General features: G+C 61.3%; 23 protein-coding genes. All 23 read right to left on the bottom strand.

Annotated elements, in window-relative coordinates:
• Positions 1 to 60: 60 nt before the first annotated feature.
• Positions 61 to 369, bottom strand: coding sequence for an urease subunit beta (locus KI231_RS03120; protein ID WP_213027405.1), 309 nt, complete (start codon positions 367 to 369; stop codon positions 61 to 63).
• Positions 369 to 902, bottom strand: a complete 534-nt coding sequence (locus KI231_RS03125; RefSeq protein ID WP_103304711.1) for a GNAT family N-acetyltransferase — start codon at positions 900 to 902, stop codon at positions 369 to 371. Before KI231_RS03125 ends, KI231_RS03120 begins: the two co-directional genes overlap by 1 nt.
• A gap of 5 nt (positions 903 to 907) precedes the next feature.
• Positions 908 to 1,441 carry a GNAT family N-acetyltransferase gene (locus tag KI231_RS03130; RefSeq protein WP_213027406.1) on the bottom strand — a complete coding sequence of 178 codons (534 nt, stop codon included), beginning with the start codon at positions 1,439 to 1,441 and terminating at the stop codon, positions 908 to 910.
• 9 nt (positions 1,442 to 1,450) lie between these two features.
• On the bottom strand, positions 1,451 to 1,753 hold the full coding sequence (gene ureA, locus KI231_RS03135; protein WP_003221215.1) for an urease subunit gamma: 303 nt from the start codon (positions 1,751 to 1,753) through the stop codon (positions 1,451 to 1,453).
• Positions 1,754 to 1,978: 225 nt separating this feature from the next.
• Positions 1,979 to 2,818 carry an urease accessory protein UreD gene (locus KI231_RS03140; RefSeq protein ID WP_213027407.1) on the bottom strand — a complete coding sequence of 280 codons (840 nt, stop codon included), beginning with the start codon at positions 2,816 to 2,818 and terminating at the stop codon, positions 1,979 to 1,981.
• A 43-nt stretch (positions 2,819 to 2,861) separates the two neighbouring features.
• Positions 2,862 to 3,560, bottom strand: coding sequence for an urea ABC transporter ATP-binding subunit UrtE (gene urtE, locus KI231_RS03145; RefSeq protein WP_103306101.1), 699 nt, complete (start codon positions 3,558 to 3,560; stop codon positions 2,862 to 2,864).
• A 142-nt stretch (positions 3,561 to 3,702) separates the two neighbouring features.
• A complete protein-coding gene (urtD, locus tag KI231_RS03150) occupies positions 3,703 to 4,572 on the bottom strand; it encodes an urea ABC transporter ATP-binding protein UrtD (protein WP_213027408.1) in 870 nt (289 codons plus the stop codon).
• On the bottom strand, positions 4,569 to 5,648 hold the full coding sequence (urtC, locus tag KI231_RS03155; RefSeq protein WP_213027409.1) for an urea ABC transporter permease subunit UrtC: 1,080 nt from the start codon (positions 5,646 to 5,648) through the stop codon (positions 4,569 to 4,571). Before urtC ends, urtD begins: the two co-directional genes overlap by 4 nt.
• A complete protein-coding gene (urtB, locus tag KI231_RS03160; protein ID WP_213027410.1) occupies positions 5,648 to 7,150 on the bottom strand; it encodes an urea ABC transporter permease subunit UrtB in 1,503 nt (500 codons plus the stop codon). Before urtB ends, urtC begins: the two co-directional genes overlap by 1 nt.
• 159 nt (positions 7,151 to 7,309) lie before the next feature.
• The gene (urtA, locus tag KI231_RS03165; RefSeq protein ID WP_213027411.1) at positions 7,310 to 8,575 is read right to left on the bottom strand and encodes an urea ABC transporter substrate-binding protein; all 1,266 of its coding nucleotides are present in this window, start codon (positions 8,573 to 8,575) and stop codon (positions 7,310 to 7,312) included.
• Between the two features lie 327 nt (positions 8,576 to 8,902).
• A complete protein-coding gene (locus tag KI231_RS03170; protein ID WP_103306106.1) occupies positions 8,903 to 9,913 on the bottom strand; it encodes a FecCD family ABC transporter permease in 1,011 nt (336 codons plus the stop codon).
• Positions 9,910 to 10,857: an ABC transporter substrate-binding protein gene (locus KI231_RS03175; protein WP_213027412.1), complete on the bottom strand. Its 948-nt coding sequence runs from the start codon at positions 10,855 to 10,857 to the stop codon at positions 9,910 to 9,912. The genes KI231_RS03170 and KI231_RS03175 overlap by 4 nt, the downstream gene beginning before the upstream one ends.
• Positions 10,854 to 11,642, bottom strand: coding sequence for an ABC transporter ATP-binding protein (locus KI231_RS03180; RefSeq protein WP_213027413.1), 789 nt, complete (start codon positions 11,640 to 11,642; stop codon positions 10,854 to 10,856). The genes KI231_RS03175 and KI231_RS03180 overlap by 4 nt, the downstream gene beginning before the upstream one ends.
• A gap of 169 nt (positions 11,643 to 11,811) precedes the next feature.
• Complete coding sequence (locus KI231_RS03185; RefSeq protein ID WP_213027414.1) at positions 11,812 to 13,935, bottom strand: TonB-dependent receptor; 2,124 nt, start codon at positions 13,933 to 13,935, stop codon at positions 11,812 to 11,814.
• Between the two features lie 150 nt (positions 13,936 to 14,085).
• On the bottom strand, positions 14,086 to 15,465 hold the full coding sequence (locus tag KI231_RS03190; RefSeq protein ID WP_213027415.1) for a PepSY-associated TM helix domain-containing protein: 1,380 nt from the start codon (positions 15,463 to 15,465) through the stop codon (positions 14,086 to 14,088).
• Positions 15,466 to 15,628: 163 nt separating this feature from the next.
• On the bottom strand, positions 15,629 to 17,749 hold the full coding sequence (locus KI231_RS03195; protein WP_213027416.1) for a TonB-dependent copper receptor: 2,121 nt from the start codon (positions 17,747 to 17,749) through the stop codon (positions 15,629 to 15,631).
• An 84-nt stretch (positions 17,750 to 17,833) separates the two neighbouring features.
• Entirely contained in the window at positions 17,834 to 18,280 is a 447-nt protein-coding gene (locus KI231_RS03200) for a DUF2946 domain-containing protein (RefSeq protein ID WP_213027417.1), read from the bottom strand.
• Positions 18,281 to 18,301: 21 nt separating this feature from the next.
• On the bottom strand, positions 18,302 to 18,781 hold the full coding sequence (locus KI231_RS03205; RefSeq protein ID WP_213027418.1) for a copper chaperone PCu(A)C: 480 nt from the start codon (positions 18,779 to 18,781) through the stop codon (positions 18,302 to 18,304).
• A 48-nt stretch (positions 18,782 to 18,829) separates the two neighbouring features.
• Positions 18,830 to 19,228, bottom strand: a complete 399-nt coding sequence (locus tag KI231_RS03210; protein WP_213027419.1) for a DUF2946 domain-containing protein — start codon at positions 19,226 to 19,228, stop codon at positions 18,830 to 18,832.
• Positions 19,229 to 19,275: 47 nt separating this feature from the next.
• The gene (locus tag KI231_RS03215) at positions 19,276 to 19,587 is read right to left on the bottom strand and encodes a hypothetical protein (RefSeq protein ID WP_213027420.1); all 312 of its coding nucleotides are present in this window, start codon (positions 19,585 to 19,587) and stop codon (positions 19,276 to 19,278) included.
• Between the two features lie 261 nt (positions 19,588 to 19,848).
• Positions 19,849 to 20,571, bottom strand: a complete 723-nt coding sequence (locus KI231_RS03220) for a cobalt-precorrin-6A reductase (RefSeq protein ID WP_213027421.1) — start codon at positions 20,569 to 20,571, stop codon at positions 19,849 to 19,851.
• The gene (locus KI231_RS03225; RefSeq protein ID WP_213027422.1) at positions 20,571 to 21,665 is read right to left on the bottom strand and encodes a cobalt-precorrin-5B (C(1))-methyltransferase; all 1,095 of its coding nucleotides are present in this window, start codon (positions 21,663 to 21,665) and stop codon (positions 20,571 to 20,573) included. Before KI231_RS03225 ends, KI231_RS03220 begins: the two co-directional genes overlap by 1 nt.
• On the bottom strand, positions 21,658 to 22,869 hold the full coding sequence (gene cbiE / locus KI231_RS03230) for a precorrin-6y C5,15-methyltransferase (decarboxylating) subunit CbiE (protein ID WP_213027423.1): 1,212 nt from the start codon (positions 22,867 to 22,869) through the stop codon (positions 21,658 to 21,660). The genes KI231_RS03225 and cbiE overlap by 8 nt, the downstream gene beginning before the upstream one ends.
• Between the last annotated feature and the right edge of the window lie 72 nt (positions 22,870 to 22,941).

A 22,941-nucleotide genomic window follows, 5' to 3' on the forward strand; every position in this document is an offset into this window, starting at 1 on the left:
CCGTTATGTGACGCGGAGCGTCACGGGATGCATTCCCACGCGGAGCGTGGGAACGATCAGTTAGTCGAGTTCACCCATAACCCGCCCGGCAAAGCCGAACACCCGCCGATGCCCGGCGTAATCGACCAACTCAACCTCGCGGCTCTGCCCCGGTTCAAAGCGCACCGCCGTGCCCGCCGGAATGTTCAGGCGCATGCCGCGACTCGCGGCGCGATCAAAGGTCAAAGCGTCGTTGGTTTCGAAAAAGTGAAAGTGCGAGCCGACCTGGATCGGCCGGTCGCCGCTGTTGGCGACTTTCAGGCTGACGGTGCGGCGGCCGACATTGAGCTCGATGTCGCCGGGCTGGATCTGATACTCGCCAGGAATCATCACTGGGCTCCTTGCAGAATCTTGTAATAGAGGGCGGTCGCTCGATACGTGCCATTCGGGTCGCAGGCGTAATCGGGGATTTCCCCGGCGCGGGTGTAACCCAGGGCCTTGTAGAAATCTTCAGCCGGCGAACCCGCTTCTGTGTCGAGGTAGAGCATGCCGCGCTTGTGCTTGGGGGCTTCCTGCTCCAGCGCCTGCATCAGTTGCTGACCGAGACCGCGCCGGCGGGCGTGTTCACGCACCAGCAGTTTTTGCACCTCGGCGCGATTGAGGCCGTTGGCCTTCTGGCACAGGCCCAGTTGCACACTGGCCAGCACCTGCTCGTCCTTGACCACCACCCACAGCAACACGCTGCCCTTGTTCACTTGTTGTTGAACGTCATCGAAATAGGCGCGGGCCTGAGCGGCATCGAGGTCGGCCATGAAGCCGACGCTGGCGCCATAACCCACGGCATCCAGCAGCAGGTCAATCAGGCCCTGACGATAGTGCGCAAAACTTTCCGCATTGACGCGTCGCAGTTGGGCAGGGTTCATCGGTGTCACTCCTTGTTGGTATCGGGCGGCTCCGCGCCAGGGTTGAGGATCAGTTGCATGAAGGTCAGGTCGAGCCAGCGGCCGAACTTGGTGCCGACTTGCGGCATCTGCCCGGTGGTGACGAATCCGGCGCGTTCATGCAGACGAATCGAGGCGGCGTTACCGCTTTCGATGGCGGCGACCATCACGTGTTTGCCGCCGCGTTTCGCGCGGTCGATCAATGCCGTCATCAGCTTGGGCCCCAGGCCATTGCTGCGCTGATCGCTGCGTACGTAGACCGAGTGTTCGACGGTGTGGCGGAAACCGTCGAATGGTCGCCAGTCACCGTAGGAAGCGTAGCCGAGCACGCTGTTGTCGCTGTCGACGATCACCAGGATCGGATAGGCCTGCGCTTGGCGGGCACTGAACCACGCCTGACGATTGCCGAGGTCGACGGCCGACTCGTTCCAGATCGCCGTGGTGTTGAGCACGGCGTCGTTATAGATGTCGCGGATCGCCGGCAGGTCGGCATGTAAAGCATCGCGAATGCTGTAAGTCATGGCGCGGCCTCAGACGATCGGTTGGTGGACGGTGACCAGTTTGGTGCCGTCGGGGAACGTCGCTTCGACCTGGATCTCCGGGATCATTTCCGGGATGCCTTCCATCACTTGCTCACGGCTGAGCAGGGTGGTGCCGTAGTGCATCAGCTCGGCCACGGTCTGACCATCACGGGCACCTTCGAGCAAGGCTGCGGAGATGTAGGCCATGGCTTCCGGGTAGTTGAGCTTCACACCACGGGCCAAACGCCGCTCGGCGACGAGGCCGGCGGTGAAGATCAACAGCTTGTCTTTTTCGCGTGGGGTCAGGTCCATCGTTTGAAATCCATATGGGCAGATTTGTGTGGTTGTTGCGGTGAGCGCGGTGCCAGTTGGAACCACCCCTCACCCTAGCCCTCTCCCGGAGGGAGAGGGGACTGATCGCGGTTGATTGTTGAGGCCGGGCCAGTCAGTCATGTTTTTTGAGACTGCAAAATTCTTTCCAGACAACTCGGTCAGGCTCCCTCTACCCCGGGAGAGGGCGGGGGGTGAGGGGGGCCTTCAAGTACTCCAGATTCGTGGTGGTCGGGCTTCTCGTCCTAGCAGGGCGGGTCTTAGCAATCGCCATAAATCGATGAGCCAGCCACGAGCCAACAGCGCTTCACTGGCCAGGCATCGGGCGACCAGCAAACCCGGCAACTGGGTCAGATCCCCGCGTACCTGGTGATTCAGCGAGCGGCAACGCTCCAGCAGTTCAGCATCGATTTCACCCGTTACCAGCAGCGTCGCAAACACCGGATTGCCATCCAGACCAATCGGCGAATCAAGCAAACCGTCGTCGCCGACAATGCGCTGACGTTCATGCCAGAGCAATCGACCGTCGCGACGAATATCCAGATGCGCTTGAAAATGCCCGAGGTCGAAGCGCTCGCCACTGGCCGGGCGACCCAGCGCCACCACGTCCCAGTAGAACAGCCGGGCGTCACCTTCCAGGTCAATCGAGGTGGTCAGTTCGGCCTGAGCGGCGCTGTAGACGATGGTCTCTTGCGGCAACCATTCCAGTGTCGCCCCGGCCGCTACCCGCAAGTCGAGCTTCTGATAAGCGGGTCCCCCGGCGCGATACCACTTGGCTGCGCCGGGGCTGGTGATCTGCGCCCAGGCGTTGTGTTCTACGCGGGCGCTGATATCCAGTCGGTCACCGCCAGCAATCCCGCCCGGTGGGTGGACGATGATGTGTTGGCAGACTTCGGGGCCTTCGGCGTACAGATGCTTTTGCACCCGCAGCGGGCCGAGGTGCCGACGCATGACCGGGCGCGTGCAGTCGTCGAAACGGGCGTAGGCCAGTTCCAGCTCGGCGTGCCAGCTCGGGGTAAACAGGGCAGGTGAAACAGTCGAATTCATGATTTGTAATTATCGTTAGGAAGCTACAGATTAGTTCGTTGTACTAGATCGTTACCAGCCCGCGCACACCTTCGGCTTCCATATTTTCACCGCGACCCTGCTGCACGATCTCACCCCGGGACATCACCAGGTATTGATCGGCCAGCTCAGCGGCGAAATCGTAGAACTGCTCGACCAGCAGAATCGCCATGTCGCCGCGCGCCGCGAGCTTCTTGATCACCGCGCCGATCTCTTTGATCACCGAGGGTTGAATGCCTTCGGTGGGTTCGTCGAGGATCAGCAAACGCGGACGGCTGGCCAGTGCGCGGCCAATCGCCAATTGCTGTTGTTGCCCACCGGACAGATCGCCGCCGCGACGCTGCTTCATTTGTAGCAGCACCGGGAACAATTCGTAGATGAAACCTGGCACCTCTTTCGCTTCGCTGCCGGGAAAGCGTGATAAACCCATCAGCAGATTTTCTTCCACGGTCAGCCGACCGAAGATTTCCCGGCCTTGTGGCACATAGGCGATCCCGGCGTGCACACGCTGGTGCGGCTTGAACGTGGTGATCGGTTTGCCCTCCCAATTCACCGCGCCTTCCTTGGCCGGGAGCAAACCCATCAGGCATTTGAGCAGGGTGGTCTTGCCGACGCCGTTACGGCCGAGCAGGCAAGTGACTTCGCCGACTTTCACGTCGAAACTGAGGCCACGGAGGATGTGGCTACCGCCGTAGTACTGATGCAGCTTGTCGACTTGCAGCATTCTCAAATTCCTTCTGTTGCACACAGAACCCTGTGGGAGCTGGCTTGCCAGCGATAGCGGTGGATCAGTCGGCATCAATGCTGGATGTGTCGACCTCATCGCTGGCAAGCCAGCTCCCACAGTTTTGATAGGTTTTTGCAGTTCAGCGGCCGAGGTAGACCTCGATCACCCGCTCGTTTTCCTGCACCTGCTCAAGCGAGCCTTCGGCCAGTACGCTGCCCTGGTGCAGCACGGTGACGTGGTCGGCAATCGAGCCGACAAAGCCCATGTCGTGTTCCACCACCATCAGCGAATGTTTGCCGGCCAGCGACTTGAACAGCTCGGCGGTGAATTCGGTTTCGGCGTCGGTCATGCCCGCCACCGGTTCGTCGAGCAGCAACAGTTGTGGGTCCTGCATGAGCAACATGCCGATTTCCAGAAACTGCTTCTGGCCGTGGGACAACAGGCCCGCCGGGCGGTTGACCGAGGTGGTCAGGCGAATCGTCTCCAGCACTTCGCTGATGCGATCCTTCTGCTCGCTGCTCAGGCGCGCACGCAAACTGGCCCACACCGATTTGTCAGTCTTCTGCGCCAGTTCGAGGTTTTCAAACACGCTCAAGGCCTCGAACACGGTGGGTTTCTGGAACTTGCGACCGATCCCGGCCTGGGCGATCTGCACTTCGCTCATCTGCGTCAGGTCGAGGGTTTCGCCGAACCAGGCCTTGCCGTGGCTGGGGCGAGTCTTACCGGTGATCACGTCCATCAACGTGGTTTTACCGGCGCCGTTGGGGCCGATGATGCAGCGCAATTCGCCGACGCCGATGTACAGGTTGAGATTGTTCAACGCGCGGAAACCGTCGAAGCTGACGCTGATGTCTTCCAGGGTCAGGATCGTGCCGTGGCGAGTGTCGAGCCCCGGGCCGGCGCTTTGGCCGAGGCCGATGGAGTCACGGCTGGTGCCGGCATCCTTGTTCGGTTCGACAGGGAAAAAGGCGGGTTCCAGCATGAATTCGGCGCTCGCTGTCACTCTCATTGCTCACCTCGTTTCTTCAGCAGGCCAATCACGCCTTTGGGCAGGTACAGCGTCACGACGATGAACAGCGCGCCGAGGAAGAACAGCCAGTATTCGGGGAAGGCCACGGTGAACCAGCTCTTCATGCCGTTGACCACGCCGGCCCCGAGCAGGGGACCGATCAAGGTGCCGCGACCGCCGAGGGCGACCCAGACTGCCGCTTCGATGGAGTTGGTCGGTGACATTTCGCTCGGGTTGATGATCCCGACCTGCGGCACGTACAACGCCCCGGCCAGACCGCACAGGACGGCGCTCAACACCCAGACAAACAATTTGAAACCGCGCGGGTCGTAGCCGCAGAACATCAAGCGGTTTTCCGCATCGCGCAGCGCGGTCAGCACCCGCCCGAACTTGCTCTGCGCCAGACGCCAACCGATGAACAGACTGGCCACCAGCAACAACACCGTGGCGAGAAACAGCACCGCACGGGTCCCCGGTTCGGTGATGCCGAAACCGAGAATCGTGCGGAAATTGGTGAAGCCGTTGTTGCCGCCGAACCCGGTTTCGTTGCGGAAAAACAGGAGCATGCCGGCGAAGGTCAGGGCCTGGGTCATGATCGAGAAATACACGCCCTTGATCCGCGAGCGGAAGGCGAAAAAGCCAAACACCAGCGCGAGCAATCCCGGCGCCAGCACCACCAGACACATGGCCCAGACGAAGCTGCTGGTGCCGGTCCAGTACCACGGCAGCTCAGTCCACGACAGGAAGGTCATGAACGCCGGCAAACCATCACCGGCGGCCTGACGCATCAGGTACATGCCCATCGCATAACCGCCGAGCGCGAAGAACAACCCGTGGCCCAGGGACAGCAAACCGGCGTAACCCCAGACCAGATCCAGCGCCAGAGCGACGATGGCGTAGCAAAGAATCTTGCCGACCAGTGTCAGGGTGTAGGCCGAAATATGCAGGGCACTTTCTGCCGGTAGCAAGGACAACAACGGCAGGGCGATCAACAGGGCAAGAATCACCGCGCCGACCGCGATCGTGACTTTTGGCCCGGCCTTTTGTGTGGCCGTGACTAACAGAGGCTGGTTCATCAGTCGATCACCCGTCCTTTCAATGCGAAGAGACCTTGCGGACGTTTCTGGATAAACAGAATGATCAGCGCGAGGATCAGGATCTTGCCGAGCACCGCACCGATCTGCGGTTCAAGAATCTTGTTGGCGATACCGAGGCCGAACGCGGCGAGCACGCTGCCGGCCAGTTGACCGACCCCGCCCAGTACCACCACCAGAAACGAGTCGATGATGTAGCTCTGGCCCAGATCCGGGCCGACGTTGCCGATCTGGCTCAGCGCCACGCCGCCGAGGCCGGCGATGCCTGAACCGAGACCGAAAGCGAGCATGTCGACACGCCCGGTGGGTACGCCGCAGCAAGCGGCCATGTTGCGGTTCTGGGTGACGGCACGAACGTTGAGGCCCAAGCGGGTCTTGTTCAGCAGCAGCCAGGTCAGCACCACCACAAACAAGGCGAAGGCGATGATGACGATGCGGTTGTACGGCAGCACCAGGTTCGGCAACACCTGAATCCCGCCGGACAGCCACGCCGGGTTCGCCACTTCGACGTTCTGCGCGCCGAACAACAAGCGCACCAATTGAATCAGCATCAGGCTGATGCCCCACGTCGCGAGCAGCGTTTCCAGTGGTCGGCCGTAGAGGTGACGAATCACCGTGCGCTCCAGCGCCATGCCAATGGCGGCGGTGACGAAAAATGCCACCGGCAAGGCGATCAGCGGATAGAACTCGATGGCCTGCGGTGCATAACGCTGGAACATCAGCTGCACCACATACGTCGAGTAGGCGCCGAGCATCAGCATCTCGCCGTGGGCCATGTTGATCACCCCGAGCAGGCCAAAGGTGATGGCCAGACCGAGCGCCGCGAGCAGCAGAATCGAACCGAGCGACATGCCGCTGAAGGCTTGGCCGAGGATCTCGCCGATCAACAGTTTGCGTTTGACCTGGGCGAGGCTGGTTTCGGCGGCGGTACGCACATTGGCATCGGTTTCGACGCCGGGTTCGAGCAAACCTTCGAGGCGCGTACGGGCCAGTGGATCGCCGGTTTCGCCGAGCAGACGCACGGCGGCGAGGCGCACGGTCGGGTCGCTGTCGACCAATTGCAGATTGGCCAGCGCCAAACTCAGGGCGGCGTGAACACTCTCGTCTTTTTCGCCAGCCAGTTGCTGGTCGAGGAATTTCAGCTGCGCGGGTTTCGCGCTTTTCTGCAATTGCTGCGCGGCAGTCAGACGGATTTTGGCGTCGGCGGCGAGCAATTGGTGGCTGGCCATGGCAGTGTCGATCAGACCCCGCAGGCGATTGTTCAGGCGCAGGGTTTTCGCTTGGCCGTCGACGGTCAGTTCGCCTTGTTGCAGGGCGTTGATCAGTTCGATACGGGCCGGGTCGGGCTGCGCGGCCCAGGCTTCGAGCAGTTTCGCCTGTTGCACGGGATTGGCCGCGACGAAGTCTTCGGCATCGCCGGCGTGGGCGGCCATCGGCAACAAGAGTGCGATGGCGAGAAAAAAGCGGTAGATGGCAGTGGGCATAAAGAGTCGCCTTGCTTGGATTTTGTGGGAGCTGGCTTGCCAGCGATGCAGGCGACTCGGTGTACATGTTGGACCGAGGTGAGGCCATCGCTGGCAAGCCAGCTCCCACAGGATTGGTGTCAGGCTCAAGCCCTTTGCTCAGGCCTGACAGCCAATGGCTCAGTTGCTCTTCACCGCATAATCCGGCTTCTTGTCATTGCCATCGATAAACGGGCTCCACGGCTGCGCACGGATCGGTCCCTCGGTCTGCCACACCACGTTGAACTGACCGTCGCTCTGAATCTCGCCGATCATCACCGGTTTGTGCAGGTGGTGATTGGTCTTGTCCATGGTCAGGGTGTAGCCGGACGGCGCGGCAAAGGTCTGGCCGGCGAGTGCTTCGCGAACCTTGTCGACGTCAGTGGATTTGGCTTTCTCTACCGCTTGCGCCCACATGTGGATGCCGACATACGTGGCCTCCATCGGATCGTTGGTCACCGCTTTGTCAGCGCCAGGCAGGTTGTGTTTCTTCGCGTAGGCTTTCCAGTCAGCGACGAATTTCTTGTTCTGCGGGTTCTCCACCGACTCGAAGTAGTTCCACGCCGCGAGGTTGCCCACCAACGGTTTGGTGTCGATGCCGCGCAGTTCTTCTTCGCCGACCGAGAACGCCACGACCGGTACGTCGGTAGCTTTCAGACCCTGGTTGGCCAGCTCTTTATAGAACGGCACGTTGGAGTCGCCGTTGACCGTGGAGATAACGGCCGTCTTGCCGCCGGCCGAGAATTTCTTGATGTTGGCGACGATGGTTTGATAGTCGCTGTGACCGAACGGGGTGTAGACCTCTTCGATGTCCTTGTCGGCCACGCCTTTGGAATGCAGGAACGAACGCAGAATCTTGTTGGTGGTGCGCGGGTAGACGTAGTCGGTGCCGAGCAGGAAGTAGCGCTTGGCGCTGCCGCCTTCTTCGCTCATCAGGTATTCAACCGCCGGGATCGCTTGCTGGTTCGGCGCGGCGCCGGTGTAGAAGACGTTCGGCGACATCTCTTCGCCTTCGTACTGCACCGGGTAGAACAGCAGACCATTGAGCTCTTCGAACACCGGCAGCACCGATTTGCGCGACACCGAGGTCCAGCAGCCGAACACCACCGCGACCTTGTCTTGTGTCAGCAACTGCCGGCCCTTTTCGGCGAACAGCGGCCAGTTGGATGCAGGGTCAACCACCACCGGTTCGAGCATCTTGCCGTTCACCCCGCCCTTGGCGTTGATCTCGTCGATGGTCATCAGCGCCATGTCTTTGAGCGACGTTTCAGAGATCGCCATGGTGCCGGACAACGAATGCAGGATACCGACCTTGATGGTCTCGGCGGCCTGGACAGTCCAGGTCATGCTCATCGCGGCAATGGATGCCGTGAGTGTGAAAGCCTTGATCAAACTGCGACGCTTCATTGTGCGATCTCCATGAACGTTAAAGTTTTTTATGGTTGGCAGATGCGGACGACTGAAGGGTGTTTTGCAAGGGCTGTGCCCGGTCGGGGATGGGCAGGAAAACGTCGGTTTAGAGCGGTTGTGCGCGGTCGCGATGCACCATGAAGGAACGCGGAGGGAGCGTTGGTGCAGGCGGCCGCGCCAGATTGGGGCGCGATTTTACGCTCACTACAAATCAAATGTGGGAGCGAGCCTGCTCGCGAATAGATCGTGTCAGTCAACATCACTGGTGAATGACACACCGTATTCGCGAGCAGGCTCGCTCCCACATTTTTGATCTGTGTTGGTTCAGCGGCGGCGCATCAGACCGATGAAGAACAGCCCACCGATTGCGGCAGTGGCGACGCCGATGGGCAGGTCTTCGGGGGCGATCATTGTGCGGGCGGCGACGTCGACCCAGATCAGAAACACGCTCCCCAGCAACACGCACGCCGGCAGCAATCGCCGGTGTTCGGCACCCACCAGACGTCGGGCAATGTGCGGCACCATCAGCCCGACAAAACCGATCGAGCCACTGATCGACACCAGCACACCGGTCATCAGCGAGGCGATGACAAAGACCCGCAAGCGCACCGAGCGAGCATTCAAACCGAGGGTGACGGCAGTCTGTTCGCCGGCCATCAGCGCGTTCAATGGGCGGGCCATGCCCAGCAGCAAGATCAACCCGAGCAGCACGCTCGCTGCCGGCACCGCCAGCAACTCCCAACGCGCCAGCCCGAGGCCGCCGAGCATCCAGAACATCACCGCTGAACTGGCGCGATGGTCGCCCATGAACAGCAGTAGATTGGCAATCGCCATCATCACGAACGACACCGCCACGCCGCACAACAACAGGCGGTCACTGTCGAGCCGGCCCTGCCGACTGGCAATCGCCAGCACTACCAGCATGCTCAGCAGGGCGCCGATGAATGCGGCAATCGGCAAGGTCAGCAGGCCGATGATTTCACCGACATGCAGCACCACGATCACCGCGCCCAATGTCGCCCCTGATGTCACGCCAAGCAGATGAGGATCGGCCAGAGGATTGCGCGTCACCGCTTGCAACACCGCGCCGATCAGCGCCAGACCGGCGCCCACCAGCGCGCCGAGCAACATGCGCGGCACGCGGATCAGCCAGACGATGTGTTCCTGCCCGGCGCTCCAGTCCACCTCGCCAATGCCTAGCGTCTTGTGCAGCAAAATACGCCACACCACGTCCACCGGCACCCGCGCGGGGCCGAAGCCGAGCGACACCACGCACGACACCAGCAACACGGCGCCGAGGGCGATCAGCAGCAGGGCGTAGCGACGGTTGATCATTCGCCGTGGAAACCTTTGGCCAGGGTTTCCACCGCCAGCACGTTGTCGATCCCCGGCGTGGCCTGCACATACGGAATGACGATGAAGCGCTGGTTCTTGATCGCGTCCACCGATTGCAGGGCTTTGTTGTTCAGCAGAAATTCAATCTTCTGCTCGGCAGTGATTTCGCTGTAGTCGACGATCACGATGACCTGCGGATTATGCTCGACCACGGTCTCCCAATTGACCCGCGTCCAGCTCGCTTCGACGTCATCGAGAATATTACGCCCGCCCGCCGCGTCGATCAGCGCCTGCGGCATGCCGAGGCGGCCGGAAGTCATGGCGCGGTCTTCGCCGCTGTCGTAGAGGAAAACCCGCGGTTTTTCGGCGGGCAGGTCTTTGCGCACGTCGGCGACTTGCGCCTGCATCCGGGCGATCAGCGCATTGGCGCGATCCTGCACGTCGAAGATTTTGCCGAGGTTGCGCAGATCGTTGTAAGTGTCTTCAAGCGATGCGGCCGGGCGCTTCATCACGAACGCGCAGGACTCGGTCAACTCATACACATTGATGCCCAGCGGTTGCAGGGTTTGCGGGGTGAGATCGCCGCCGACGCGCATGCCGTAATCCCAGCCGGCGAAGAAAAAATCGACGTTGGCATTGAGCAGGGTTTCCACCGACGGATATTTCGCCGCCAGCTCTGGCAAACCGTCGAGCAACGACTGCATGTCGGGCGTCACTGACTTCCAGCCATTGACGCCGCTGTAACCGGCCATGCGCGACTTCAGGCCGAGGGCGAGCATCATCTGGGTCATGTTGATGTCGTGGCTGACCGCGTGTTGCGGCGCTTGCTTGAAGGTCACTTCGCGGTTGCAGCTCTGAATGGTCAGCGGGTACTCCGTGGCCTCGGCCAGCGCCTGGGCACTGCACAACAGAAGAGCGACGCAAAGCAGGGAACGCACAGTCATGGTCGGGTTATCCAGGTGATTCGCGGGTAGCCGTGAAGGGGGTGGGAGTCGATCAATGCCTCGACGCCGAACACCTCGCGCAGCAGTTCGGTGGTGAGCACTTCTTGCGGCGTGCCGCTGGCGACGATGCGTCCGTGGTTGATCACATAGAGTCGGTCGCAGAAAGCAGCAGCGAGGTTCAGGTCGTGAATGCTCGCCAGCGTGCCGATTTGCAGACGTTTGACCAGTTGCAGCAGTTCCAGCTGATAACGCGGGTCGAGGTGGTTGGTCGGCTCGTCGAGGATCAGCAGTTGCGGTTGCTGGGTCAGGGCGCGGGCGAGAATCACCCGCTGTTTTTCACCGCCGGAAAGGGTGGCGAAGGCGTGGTCTTCGAAGCCTTCGAGGCCTACCGATTTGAGCGCCTGGGTGGCGAGGTTGCGGTCCTCGAGGGTTTCGCCATCGAACAGACCCTTGTGCGGCGTGCGGCCCATGGCGACGACTTCTTCGACGGTCAGGCCGAAGGCGTCGGGGAACTCCTGCAGGACCACGGCGATGCGTTGCGCGCACCAGCGCGAGGACTGCTTCCAGACGTTGTAGTGATCGAGACTGACCTCACCGCTTTCCGGTTGGCTGAAGCGGTAGGCGCAGCGCAACAGGCTGGTCTTGCCGCTGCCATTGGGACCGATCAGCCCGACGAACTCACCGGCAGCCACTTGCAAGGAGGCGTCACGCAGTTGGAACTGGTGATGGCAGTGGCCGTGGCCCAGCGGTGTCCAGGCGAGGTTGGTGAGGGTCAGTGAGGTCATTACTTTCCTGATTTCAGTAGCATTTGTGGCGAGGGGATTTATCCCCGATCGGCGTCGAAGCCGTCGTAAATCGATGAATACGGTCTTCTGATAAACCGTGACTACAGGTTTGGGACCGCTGCGCGGTCCATCGGGGATAAATCCCCTCGCCACAAGAGTGTTTCCGCTTTTAAAAGGTGTAATCAGCCGTGACAAAGAACGATCTCGGCTCACCGAGTATCCACTGCTGGCCCTCATTGTATTGGCTTTGTGCGTACTGGCGGTCAAACAGATTGTTCACCTGCAAGCCCAGCGTGGTGTTGCGCAAGGCTTTCCACGACAGGGTCGCATCCACCACGGTGTAACTCGGCAGCTCATTGCGGTTGGCCATGTCGGCGTAACGCGCATCGACATAACGCACACCCGCACCGGCTTTCAGGTCATCGCTGAGGTTTTTGTTCAACCACAGATTCGCGGTACGACGTGGCACATCCACCGGGCGGTTGCCGTTGTACGACAAGGTCTGACCATTAACTACCTCGGAAAAATCGTCATACCTGGCCTTCACGATCGCCGCGTTGGCTTGCAGTTGCCAGGCGTAGGGCAATTGCAGATCGAGGCTGGCTTCCAGGCCGTTGGATGACTGCTGGCCGACCTGTTGCTTGAGCGTCGGGTTGCCCGGGTCGTCCGTCAGCAGTTTCTTTTTGACGATGCGATAGGCCGCCAGCGTGAACTCGCCGCGCTGATCCCAGAACAACTGCTTGAGGCCGATCTCGGTCTGGCGGGCGGTCGACAAGTCGTACTGCTGCTGATTCGGACTGAGGGAAATCAAGCCACCGATGCCATCGGTGCTGGTCGCCATCTGACCGTAGAACGAAGTCTGCGGCGTCAACGCAAACACCAGGCCGGCCTTCCAGTTATTGCCGGTCAGGGTCCTGTCGCTCTGGCTGCCATCGGTCAGGCCGTTGCGATCCACATGCACGTAATCGCGGCGCATACCGGTTACCAGCGACCAGCGCTCACTCAGCTGCGTGCGGTTTTCAGCGAACACCGACATTTGTCGGGTGGTGCTGTCGAACTGGTCGCGGTACGGATTGCTGCTCTCGAAATAACCCGATTGCGGGTGATGCAGATCCAGTGGCCGGCCATTCGGCAACACGTCGTTGAATGGCGAGTTGCTGTTGAGCTGGAAGCGGATGCGGTTGTAATCGACACCGGTAACGGTCTGGCTGTCGAGGCCGAACAGTGAGTGTTTGAAGGTGAAGGTCTGGCGATCACCGACCTGCTCCTGCTTGTGGCCGATGCCGAAGTAACCGCTGCGGCTCAAATGTTGTGTGTCGGTATTGAAGTTGTAGTTCTCGGCGTTCTGCCAGCGACGCTGGGCCTTGAGGTAGTACAGCTCGTTGCTGGCGCTGACCGAGTCATTGATCTGCCAGTCACTGGTCAGGCGCGTCCACTGATCGTTGTAGTGCTGCTTGTCGTCGCGCACGTTGTAGTTCTTGTCGCGCAGGCTGTCCTGCAACCGGCCGTTGATCAGTGGCGTGCCGAAATAGTTCTGCGGGCGCTGGTCGCCATAGTCATGGGCGAGGGTGAACGCCAGATCATCAGTGGCCTGCCAGCGCAGCGCGGCACTGATGAAGTCGCTGGAGGAATCGCCGCGATCGATCCAGCCGTTGCTGCGCAGACGATTGAGGTTGAGGCGGTAGCTCAGGGTGTCGGTCAGCGATCCGCCGCTGTCGAAGGCTTGCTGCTGGCGGTCGTATGAGCCGTAACCGACGCGCACATGGTTTTCGAGCTCGCCCTCGAACGGCTTCTTCGGGATCACGTTGACCACCGCACCGGTCGCGCCTTCGCCGTACAGCACCGAGGCCGGGCCGCGCAGCACATCGACGCGCTCCACCGACCAGGTGTCGACCGGGAAGGTGACCGTGCCCATACCGGTGTACATCCGGTTGCCGTCATACAACTGCATCACCGAACTCTGCCCGGTAAAACCGCGCGCCTGCAACGACGCGCCGCCATCGCCCGGCGTCCCGGTGCGACTGATGCCGGTGCTGCGCGATACGGCGTCCTGCACGCTTTGATCGCCACGGGCGCGGACTTGCTCGCCGCTGAGGCTTTCGACGCTGGCCGGGGTTTCCATGGCCGTCAGGTTCAGGCGCGAACCGGCGGTGGTCGGCGTGGTTAGACTGACGTTTTCCTCGTCAACTGCCGGCGCAGTGATGCTGCCGGTGGGCAGGGTCAGTGGTTGGCTATCGGCATGGGCGCTGTTCATCACGAACAGGCAGAGGCTGGACAAGAGGTACTTGTTCATCGGGGCGGTGAATCACTTCTGCAAAAGAAAGCCCGCAGCTTTAGGCCGCGGGCAGAATGGCAAACAAGAGTTATACAGTAACACTAGGGGCTGCCGAATTATAAGCCTCGGCATTCTATAGAGCTGTCTAAAACGCGCATCTCGCCTGATTCATGATGAAGGTGAGGCAGATTCAGCTTGTCGGCCAAATCGCGACAGCAACAGTCGATCCAGCAGCCACACCACCACCAGCGAAGCCCCCACCAGCGGAAAAATCACCGCCAGCGCCAGCATGATCACCACGCCGGTTTTCCACTTCGGCAAGTCATGCCGCAGCGGCGGCACGCCGAACTTGCCCTGTGGCCGGCGCTTCCACCAGATCACCACGCCGCTGACGGCGCTGAGCAGAATCATCAGGCAGATCAGCAGCACGACGATCTGGTTGAAGGTGCCGAACATCTTGCCTTCATGCAGCATCACGCCGATTTCTGTGGCGCGGGCCACCGTGCCGTACTGTTCGAAACGCACATCAGCGAGGACGTTGCCGGTGTATTGATCAACGTGGAGGGTCGCGTCGTTGCGCGGGTCATCGGCGAACACCGCGATGGTGAACACACCGGTGGCGGTGGTCGGCAAGGTGATGCTGTAACCCGGCTCGACCTTGCGCTGCGTGGCGATGTTCTGCACGTCTTGCAGGCTTATGGTTGGCGCGGCAGGGCCGTGTTGCATGCCGCTGTGGGCCATGTGTTCGGCGTGGTCGCCGGACATCGGCATCGGCGTGTTTTCCATCGCCCATGGCACGGTCTGGCGCGTGGCGCTGTTGAGGCTGCGGGCTTCAACGTCGGAGGTCGGCACGTTGTCCCACATCGCTGCCGGGAACACGTTCCAGACCTGCGCGTATTGCTTGCCCCAGAAGCCGGTCCAGGTCATGCCGCTGAGTAGCATCACCAGCAACAACGTCGCGCCCCAGAACCCGGTGACGGCGTGCAGATCACGCCACAACACGCGACCGCGACTGTTCAGGCGCGGCCAGAGAATCCCCGCTGCCTGACCGCGTGGCCACCAGAGGAACAGTCCCGACACCACCAGGACCACGCCCCAGCCGGCGGCCATTTCGATCAATCGGTCACCGACGGTGCCGATCATCAATTCGCCATGGATGGCGCGGGCGACGGCTTGCAGATTCTGCTTGGCATCCTGCTCGCCGAGGATGTCGCCGTGGTACGGATCGACGAAGACATTCAGTTCGTGGCCGGCGTTGGTCACGACAAACTGCGCACTGCGTTCGGCGTTCACTGGCGGCAGATATTGCGTGACCTGGCCCTGTGGATGAGCGCTTTTCACCCGTTGCAACAGGTCATCGGCCGGGACGGTGTGATGGCCGGCCGGGACGTTGAGCAGGCTGCTGTACATCAGTGAGTCGAGTTGAGGTTTGAACAGGTAAATGATGCCGGTCAGGGCCAGCATCACCATGAAAGGCGCGACGAACAATCCGGCATAGAAATGCCAACGCCAGGCCAGGTTGTAGAAATTCGGTTTGGGCTTTTGCATCACGTTTGCTCCGCTTGGCTTGGATCTTTTAGTTGTTCATTCAGGTTGCTACACCGCATTCCCTGTGGGAGCGAGCCTGCTCGCGAAGGGGACGGCACATCCAACATTGATGTCGTCTGGCACGATGCCTTCGCGAGCAGGCTCGCTCCCACATGGGTGGGTGTCAGAAACTCATGTCCACCTTGGTCCAGAGCGTGCGCCCCGGTTCATTGATCGCTTGCGGGTCATTGGCCGGGTAGCCGAAACCGGCGTTGCCCGCCAGGTTCAGGTGTTCGGCGTACGCCTTGCCGAACAGGTTGTCGACGCCGCTGCTGACCTTCCAGTTTTTGTTGATCCGGTAGGCACCGTTGAGCGAGAACACGCCGAAGCCGGAACTCTTGTCGTAATCCTTGCCGACCACGTTGCCCTTGTTCTGGTCGATGCGGTTTTGCGCAGCAACCACCCTCCACAGCGCGCCGGCGCTCCAGTTGTTTTCGGTATAGGTCAGGCCGAAGCGTGCATCCAGCGGCGGCATCTGCGGCAGTGCCTTGCCGTCGCTGCTGTTCTTGCCCCAGGCGTAGGCCAGGGTCGCATCGGCTTTCCAGTTGTCGGTGAGGTTGTAAGCAGCACCGAGTTCACCGCCCATGATCCGCGCGTCGATGTTTTCCGCGCGCGAAGTGCTCATGCCCATCCTCGTCGGCGTGTAGTCGAACAGGATGTAGTCACGCACCACGCCGATGTAGCCCGAGGCCCAGGCTTCGAGGTCGGCGCTCTTGTAGTTCACGCCGAAGTCGAGTTGAGTGGTCTTTTCCGGTTTGATCGAATCGAAGGCATTGACCGAGCCCGCCGGGCCGGATTTCGGCGAGAACAGCTCCCAGTAATCCGGGAAGCGTTGCGCGTGACCGAGGCCGGCGTAGAGCGTGGTCGGGCTGTCGGCCAGGTCATGCTCGTAACGCACGAAGCCGCTTGGCAGGGTGTCGGCGCGGGTTTCATCGGCGGTGGGATTCGGCCGGGACATCATTCCGGAGCCGCTGCTCTGCCGATAATCCTTGGCCGAGGCGCGATCAACCCGGGCGCCAGTGATCAGCCGATCACGGTCGGCGGCGTACCAGGTCATTTCGCTGAACACGCCGTAGTTATGAAAGTCGGCGTCCTTGGTGTAGGGCTGATCCTTGTAGGTATCGATTCCCATGCCGCTGCGCTGACGGTGTTCGTTGGTCTGCGCATCGAGACCGGTGATCAGCTGGATATCAGCCCAGCGCCAGGTGGCTTTGATCCGTGCGCCTAGGGTGCGACGGTCAACGTTGGACGCCATCGGCCCGGCCATCATCCCGGTGCCGGATGGTTTGCGCAGGGTGTAGTTGTCCATCACATGATCGGCGTAGTTGTAGTAGACCTGCGCCTCCAGCTTCTCCAGCACGTCGCTGATGTTGGATTTCTCAACACGCAGACCGAGGCTTTCACGCAAGAACTGCGAGCCGTCCATACCCCGCCCGGCATAGCGCGCCTCGCCGTCGCCCTTGCCGGCGGTCAGTTCGATCAGGGTGTCAGCGTCCGGCGTCCAGCCGAGCGCAACGTCGCCGTTCCACTTGTCGTAACGCGAGCCGACGATGTCGTTGTTACCGTCGCGATAGTCGTCGGAATGCGCGGTGTTGCCGATCACCCGCACGTAGCCCAATGGCCCGCCGGCAGCGGCGTCGACGACTTTGTCGAAGCGCCCGTGGGAGCCGGCCAGAATGCTCGCATTCACTCGGGTGCCGAGTTCGCCGAAGCTCTCCGGTTCTCGGTCAAACAGCACCGTGCCCGCCGAGGCGCCGGGACCGTAGAGTACGGTTTGCGGGCCTTTGATCACGGTGAGTTTGTCGTAGGTTTCCGGCGAGATGTACGAGGTCGGCGCGTCCATCCGGCCCGGGCAGGCGCCGAGCATCACGCCGCCGTTGGTGAGGATGTTCAGGCGTGAGCCGAACATGCCGCGCAGCACTGGATCGCCGTTGGTGCCGCCATTGCGCACCAGGGCAAAGCCCGGGATGGTCTTCAGGTAATCACCGCCATCGCTGGCCGGCACCGGTTGGCGCGGGTCCTTGGGGTTGGTGACGATGGTCAGTGGCGAGCTCGGCGCGATGGCGGTGATCACCGTCGGGCTCAGTTCTTCCAAATGGCCGGTGTGCTCATCGGCCAGCACCAGCGGGGCCAGCAATATGCCGCAAAGGACGGCGGTAGCGTGCGAGAAACGAATCCGCGATTCGTTCAAGGCAAAGGACGCCTGGGCAGAGCCCGAGCGTGGAACAGCAAAAAACCTGGACATGACAATTTCCATCAAACAGTCGTAAACGACACGGCCGGCAGCCTGAAGCTGTCTTCTCAACCGTGTGCAATCAGAGGCGGGTGATTACGCTGCGATGGGCGGTGCGCGGCTGCGGGCGCCGGGGAAGAAGGTTTGCCGGGCGTGGCCCAGGCGTGGAGAGGGCGCTGTGAAGGTGTTGACGTGGGCGATGCTGAACGTGGCAAAAGTACCACCGCCGGTCAGCGCCGGACAGTTGAACAGCAGGCTGCAATAACCGCACTTTTCCCACATCGCGTGATGTGAGGTTTGCGGCGGACAGTGTTCGGCGACAGGTTTTGCAGCGTGCCCGGAGTGATCCATGCCGGGCATTTCCATCGACATGTCCATGCTCATTGGCATGGATGTCGAGGCGTGCTGATCCATCGGCATCGACTGAGAAATCAGTGGGCCGATGAAGATCATCAACATGGCGAACAGGGCGATCCAGCTGCCGCAGGTCAGGTGTTCAGCCTGACGGCGTGGCGCGGAGGGCCTGGCGCTCAACGGGCGCATGGGCGACGTCAACCGGATCGGTTATTGGGCGTGCGCGTGTTCCGGCATGTCTTGCGGCGGCTTCTTCTGCACGGCGACTTCGACGGTGACGTCACCGGCCTTTTCGAAATGCATCGTCAGGGGGAAGCGCTTGCCGTCGCTGAGCTGACTGCGATCGGTTGGGTTGAGCAGCATTACGTGATAAGCCATCGGCGCGAAGGTTACCTCGCCGCCGGCAGGGACTTCGACGCTCGGCACTTGCTGCATCTTCATCAGATCGCCCTGCATCACGTGCTCGTGCAGTTGCGCTTCAGGGGCGATTGGCGAATCAACGCTGAGCAGGCGATCAGCGGTTTTGCCGGCGTTGTGAATCACGAAATAGGCGGCAACCGTCGGCGCGTTGGGCGGCAGCTCTTGCGACCACGGATGAGCGATTTCCAGCTCGCCGGCCTTGTATTCGTGGGCATGGGCGAAGCACGCAGGCACCAGCAGCGCAGCGATGACGATCAGTTTGTTCAACATGGCAGTTCTCCAGAATGATTTGAAACGCAGGTCAATTGCGCGAACAAATCAAACCAGAGGGGAAGCGCGGGGGTTGAGACTTGGCCATTGCTGGCGCGGTGTGGGAGTTTGCAGTGAGGCGGGCGCCACGCTGCGATTGCTGTCATAGCGGGTGAAATACAGCTGCGGCGTATGCCCCGGCAGCGCCACCAAAGGCGCCGAGCCCGAGCAGCACCAGCAATGCTGCATGTTGGAATGGCTGTCGTTGGGCGGGGCTTGCTGATCGGTGGCGGCAATGTTGATCGCGACCATCTTCGTCCCGCTGCCGGTGCAGAAACTGCTCCAGAGCAATTGTTCGGCCGGTGAATTGGCCGCCTGCGCCATCGCTCCCGTCATCGGCATGGCGAGCATGTTGAACAGCACTGCAAAGCAGGCGATCCAGGCAAATGCTAACCGGTGTCGGTTCATGGGACAGATCCGTTGGGTGGGCGATCAGGCGCGGCTATTTAGCCTGATCAGGGCCGATAAGTAAAAAAGCGTCGTGCGGTTTGGTGTCGCAGTGCCTCTTGCAAGAGGTTGAGGAGTCTGCGCCCGAGTTCGATTTCGCCACTGTGAATGAGTGTAGCGGCTTCGATTCGCAATGCCTGGGCGAAATTCGGGTCGTTTTCTATTCGTTCACGAATGGTCTGCATGACGTCTCGGAATGCTAATCGGTTGAGTTGCCCATCGCCCGAGTCTTCGACTTCGCAACCCTTGACGTACTGGCCAAGATCGGCAGGTGTTTTGAGAAAGTCCTTGACGTCGAAACGGAGGAATTTTTCTGACATAGGATGTACACGCCTTAGGATTGAAAGACGGTGAGCGTAAGTGTGGACTCTGGATGCTGAAAGTCGGTGATTCGTTAAGTTGTTGTGGGCTGTGTCCTGCGTGGTTGTAGGATTAAAGGCATATGCAGGCAGAACAGACGTCATCGCGGGCAAGCCCGCTCCCACAGGTTGCGAGGCGTACACAAAATCTGGATACACCACCGATTACTGTGGGAGCGGGCTTGCCCGCGAAGGCGGACTTACGTTTTCGATGTTTCAGGGTTAACAAACAGTCGCGAGGGCGGCGAGGACTTCAGACGTTGATGCAAACTCCCGATCAACCGCCGGCAACCCCGGCCTCTTCAACACAATCACCGGCACCCCACGCTCGCGCGCCACTTCCAGCTTCGGCTCGGTCGCGGTGCTGCCGCTGTTCTTGCTGATCAGCACATCGATCTGCCGCCGCTCGAACAGCGCCCGTTCATCCTTGAGCAGAAACGGCCCGCGGGCGCCGATCACTTCGCAGCGCTCGTTGTCCGGATAAACATCCAGTGCGCGCAGGGTCCAGAACTGGTCAACAGGGATTTCGTCGAGGTGTTGCAGCGGCTCGCGACCGAGGGTGAACAATGGGCGGTGAAACGGTTTGAGTGCGGCGATCAGTTCGGCCCAATCGCTGACTTCGCGCCAGTCATCGCCCGGCTGCGGCTGCCACGCAGGACGACGCAAGGCCCAGCAGGGGATGCCAGTCAGTTGCGCGGCGGTGGCGGCGTTCAGACTGATTTGCGCGGCATAAGGATGAGTCGCATCGAGCAGCAGATCGATGCCTTCGTCACGAACGAATTGCGCCAGACCTTCGGCACCGCCATAGCCACCGACGCGCACCTGACAGCTCAAATCAGTCGGCACCCGGCCAACCCCGGCCAAACTGTAAATGTGTTCCGGCCCCAGCGTGCGAGCAATCGCCAGCGCTTCGGTCACACCGCCCAGCAGCAGAATCCGCTTCATTAAAAACCTCCAGCATGGCCGACAATCCCGCCCTGACGATCAATCGCAAACACCTCGACCTGCACCTGCGCCGGCACCACGCTGCGAGCGAAATTCAACGCATGGCGACAGACCTCATCGCCCAGCGCGATCCCCGCCGCACTGGCCATGGCCAATGCCTGCTGACTGGTGTTCGCCTCACGAATACCTTGCTGTAAAACCTCATCAGCGCCAATCGCCGCCGCCCACTGCGCCAGTTGCGGCAGATCGATGCTCGAGTGACGGGAGTGCAGATCCATATGCCCGGCCGCGAGTTTGCTGATCTTGCCGAAGCCCCCGCACAGGCTGAGTTTATCCACAGGTACTTTGCGCAAATGCTTGAGCACTGCGCCGACGAAATCGCCCATTTCGATCAGGGCGATTTCCGGCAGGTCGTAGACCCTTCGCATGGTGTCTTCGCTGGCATTGCCGGTGCACGCGGCGATATGCAGGTAGCCGTTGGTCTTGGCGACATCAATGCCTTGATGGATCGACGCGATGTAAGCCGCGCAGGAAAATGGCCGGACGATGCCGCTGGTGCCGAGGATCGACAGGCCGCCGAGAATGCCCAGGCGCGGGTTCATGGTTTTCAGCGCCAGCGCTTCGCCGCCTTCGACGTTGACCGTGACATCGAAGCCGCCGGCATAACCGGTTTCGGTGGCGAGCAGGCTCAGGTGATCGCTGATCATCTTGCGTGGCACCGGATTAATCGCCGGTTCGCCGACGCCCAGCACCAGTCCGGGGCGGGTCACGGTGCCGACGCCAATACCGGCAATGAAACGGATTCCCGGTTCGTCTTTCAGCTGCACTCGCGAATAAAGCAGCGCGCCGTGGGTCACGTCCGGGTCGTCACCGGCATCCTTTATGGTCCCGGCTTCGGCGCCGTCAGCGGTCAGGCGACAGAACTCCAGACGCATCTGCACTTGCTTGCCCTTGGGCAACACAATCTGCACCGCGTCGGCCGAGATCCCGCCGAGCAACAGGCGAGCGGCGGCGAGGCTGGTGGCGGTGGCGCAACTGCCGGTGGTCAGGCCGCTGCGCAGCGGTGCGGGTTGTTCGGCGGTTTCGTCACGCATCGAGAGGTTTGACCAGATCGAGCAGAGTGATCGGCAGCGCCTGGCGCCAGGTGTCGAACTCGCCGAGCGGTTGCGCCTGGGCGACATGGATGCGTGTCAACTCGCCGCCGAAGCGTTCGCGCCAGTTCATCAGGGTGACTTCGCTTTGCAGGGTGACCGCGTTGGCGACCAGTCGGCCGCCGGGTTTGAGTTGTTCCCAGCAGGTCTCGAACACACCGTCGCGGGTCACGCCGCCACCAATGAATATCGCGTCCGGGCGCTCCAGTCCGGCGAGTGCCTGCGGTGCACGACCACGGATCAATTGCAGGCCGGGCACGCCCAGCGCATCGCGGTTGTATTCGATCAATTGCTGGCGGCCGTCATCGGCCTCGATAGCGAGTGTTCGGCAACTCGGATACGCGCGCATCCACTCGATGCCGATCGAGCCGCTGCCGGCGCCGACGTCCCACAGCAGTTCGCCGGGCGTTGGGGCGAGCCGGGCGAGGGTGATGGCGCGCACGTCGCGTTTGGTCAGTTGGCCGTCATGCCGGAAAGCCGAGTCGGGCAGCCCGGCCAAACGCGACAGGCGCGGCGTATCGGCATCGGCCAGACATTCGAGGGCGATGACATTCAGATCGGCAATCGGTGAGTCGTTCCAGTCATTGGCCGTGCCATCGACGCGGCGTTCGGCGCTACCACCCAGATGCTCCAGCACGCTCATCCGACTCGGACCGAAGCCACGCTCACGGAGCAATTGCGCGACCGCCGCCGGACTCTGTCCGTCATTGCTCAGCAACAACAGGCGCACGCCGCTGAACAAATGCGCGTTGAGCGCTGCCAGCGGCCGGGCCACCAAGGACAGCGTCACCACCTCTTGCAACGGCCAGCCGAGACGGGCGGCAGCCAGCGAACAGGAAGACGGCGCCGGTAGGATCAGCATCTCGTCACTCGGTATCTGCCGCGCCAGGCTGGCGCCGACGCCGTAGAACATCGGGTCACCGCTGGCCAAGACACACACCGCTTCGCCACGCTGTTCCAGCACGGGCGCCAGGGAGAAAGGACTTGGCCACAATTGCCGTTCACCACGAATGCACACCGGCAACAGGTCCAGTTGGCGCTGGCCGCCGACGATCCGCGAGGCGCCCATCAGGGCTCGCCGGGCATTTTTGCCCAAGCCCTTGAAGCCGTCTTCACCGATTCCCACAACCGTCAGCCAGGGTGTCATGCCGTTCCTCAATCGCGTGCTTAACCATTAATGGGCGACATGATAACGCGATGGCTGCGCACTGACTGCTAT

Source organism: Pseudomonas sp. Seg1 (assembly GCF_018326005.1).
GTDB lineage: Bacteria > Pseudomonadota > Gammaproteobacteria > Pseudomonadales > Pseudomonadaceae > Aquipseudomonas.

What these genes read in the sequence shown, in the direction of transcription:
- urtC (WP_213027409.1), bottom strand. Translation starts at nt 5,648, where the DNA reads ATGAACCAGCCTCTGTTAGTCACGGCCACACAAAAGGCCGGGCCAAAA.
- urtE (WP_103306101.1), bottom strand. Translation starts at nt 3,560, where the DNA reads ATGCTGCAAGTCGACAAGCTGCATCAGTACTACGGCGGTAGCCACATC.
- ureA (WP_003221215.1), bottom strand. Translation starts at nt 1,753, where the DNA reads ATGGACCTGACCCCACGCGAAAAAGACAAGCTGTTGATCTTCACCGCC.
- KI231_RS03180 (WP_213027413.1), bottom strand. Translation starts at nt 11,642, where the DNA reads ATGACCTCACTGACCCTCACCAACCTCGCCTGGACACCGCTGGGCCAC.
- KI231_RS03215 (WP_213027420.1), bottom strand. Translation starts at nt 19,587, where the DNA reads ATGTCAGAAAAATTCCTCCGTTTCGACGTCAAGGACTTTCTCAAAACA.
- urtB (WP_213027410.1), bottom strand. Translation starts at nt 7,150, where the DNA reads ATGCCCACTGCCATCTACCGCTTTTTTCTCGCCATCGCACTCTTGTTG.
- KI231_RS03120 (WP_213027405.1), bottom strand. Translation starts at nt 369, where the DNA reads ATGATTCCTGGCGAGTATCAGATCCAGCCCGGCGACATCGAGCTCAAT.
- KI231_RS03190 (WP_213027415.1), bottom strand. Translation starts at nt 15,465, where the DNA reads ATGCAAAAGCCCAAACCGAATTTCTACAACCTGGCCTGGCGTTGGCAT.
- KI231_RS03140 (WP_213027407.1), bottom strand. Translation starts at nt 2,818, where the DNA reads ATGAATTCGACTGTTTCACCTGCCCTGTTTACCCCGAGCTGGCACGCC.
- KI231_RS03210 (WP_213027419.1), bottom strand. Translation starts at nt 19,228, where the DNA reads ATGAACCGACACCGGTTAGCATTTGCCTGGATCGCCTGCTTTGCAGTG.
- KI231_RS03225 (WP_213027422.1), bottom strand. Translation starts at nt 21,665, where the DNA reads ATGCGTGACGAAACCGCCGAACAACCCGCACCGCTGCGCAGCGGCCTG.
- KI231_RS03195 (WP_213027416.1), bottom strand. Translation starts at nt 17,749, where the DNA reads ATGTCCAGGTTTTTTGCTGTTCCACGCTCGGGCTCTGCCCAGGCGTCC.
- KI231_RS03175 (WP_213027412.1), bottom strand. Translation starts at nt 10,857, where the DNA reads ATGACTGTGCGTTCCCTGCTTTGCGTCGCTCTTCTGTTGTGCAGTGCC.
- urtA (WP_213027411.1), bottom strand. Translation starts at nt 8,575, where the DNA reads ATGAAGCGTCGCAGTTTGATCAAGGCTTTCACACTCACGGCATCCATT.
- KI231_RS03220 (WP_213027421.1), bottom strand. Translation starts at nt 20,571, where the DNA reads ATGAAGCGGATTCTGCTGCTGGGCGGTGTGACCGAAGCGCTGGCGATT.
- KI231_RS03170 (WP_103306106.1), bottom strand. Translation starts at nt 9,913, where the DNA reads ATGATCAACCGTCGCTACGCCCTGCTGCTGATCGCCCTCGGCGCCGTG.
- urtD (WP_213027408.1), bottom strand. Translation starts at nt 4,572, where the DNA reads ATGAGAGTGACAGCGAGCGCCGAATTCATGCTGGAACCCGCCTTTTTC.
- KI231_RS03185 (WP_213027414.1), bottom strand. Translation starts at nt 13,935, where the DNA reads ATGAACAAGTACCTCTTGTCCAGCCTCTGCCTGTTCGTGATGAACAGC.
- KI231_RS03200 (WP_213027417.1), bottom strand. Translation starts at nt 18,280, where the DNA reads ATGCGCCCGTTGAGCGCCAGGCCCTCCGCGCCACGCCGTCAGGCTGAA.
- KI231_RS03125 (WP_103304711.1), bottom strand. Translation starts at nt 902, where the DNA reads ATGAACCCTGCCCAACTGCGACGCGTCAATGCGGAAAGTTTTGCGCAC.
- KI231_RS03130 (WP_213027406.1), bottom strand. Translation starts at nt 1,441, where the DNA reads ATGACTTACAGCATTCGCGATGCTTTACATGCCGACCTGCCGGCGATC.
- cbiE (WP_213027423.1), bottom strand. Translation starts at nt 22,869, where the DNA reads ATGACACCCTGGCTGACGGTTGTGGGAATCGGTGAAGACGGCTTCAAG.
- KI231_RS03205 (WP_213027418.1), bottom strand. Translation starts at nt 18,781, where the DNA reads ATGTTGAACAAACTGATCGTCATCGCTGCGCTGCTGGTGCCTGCGTGC.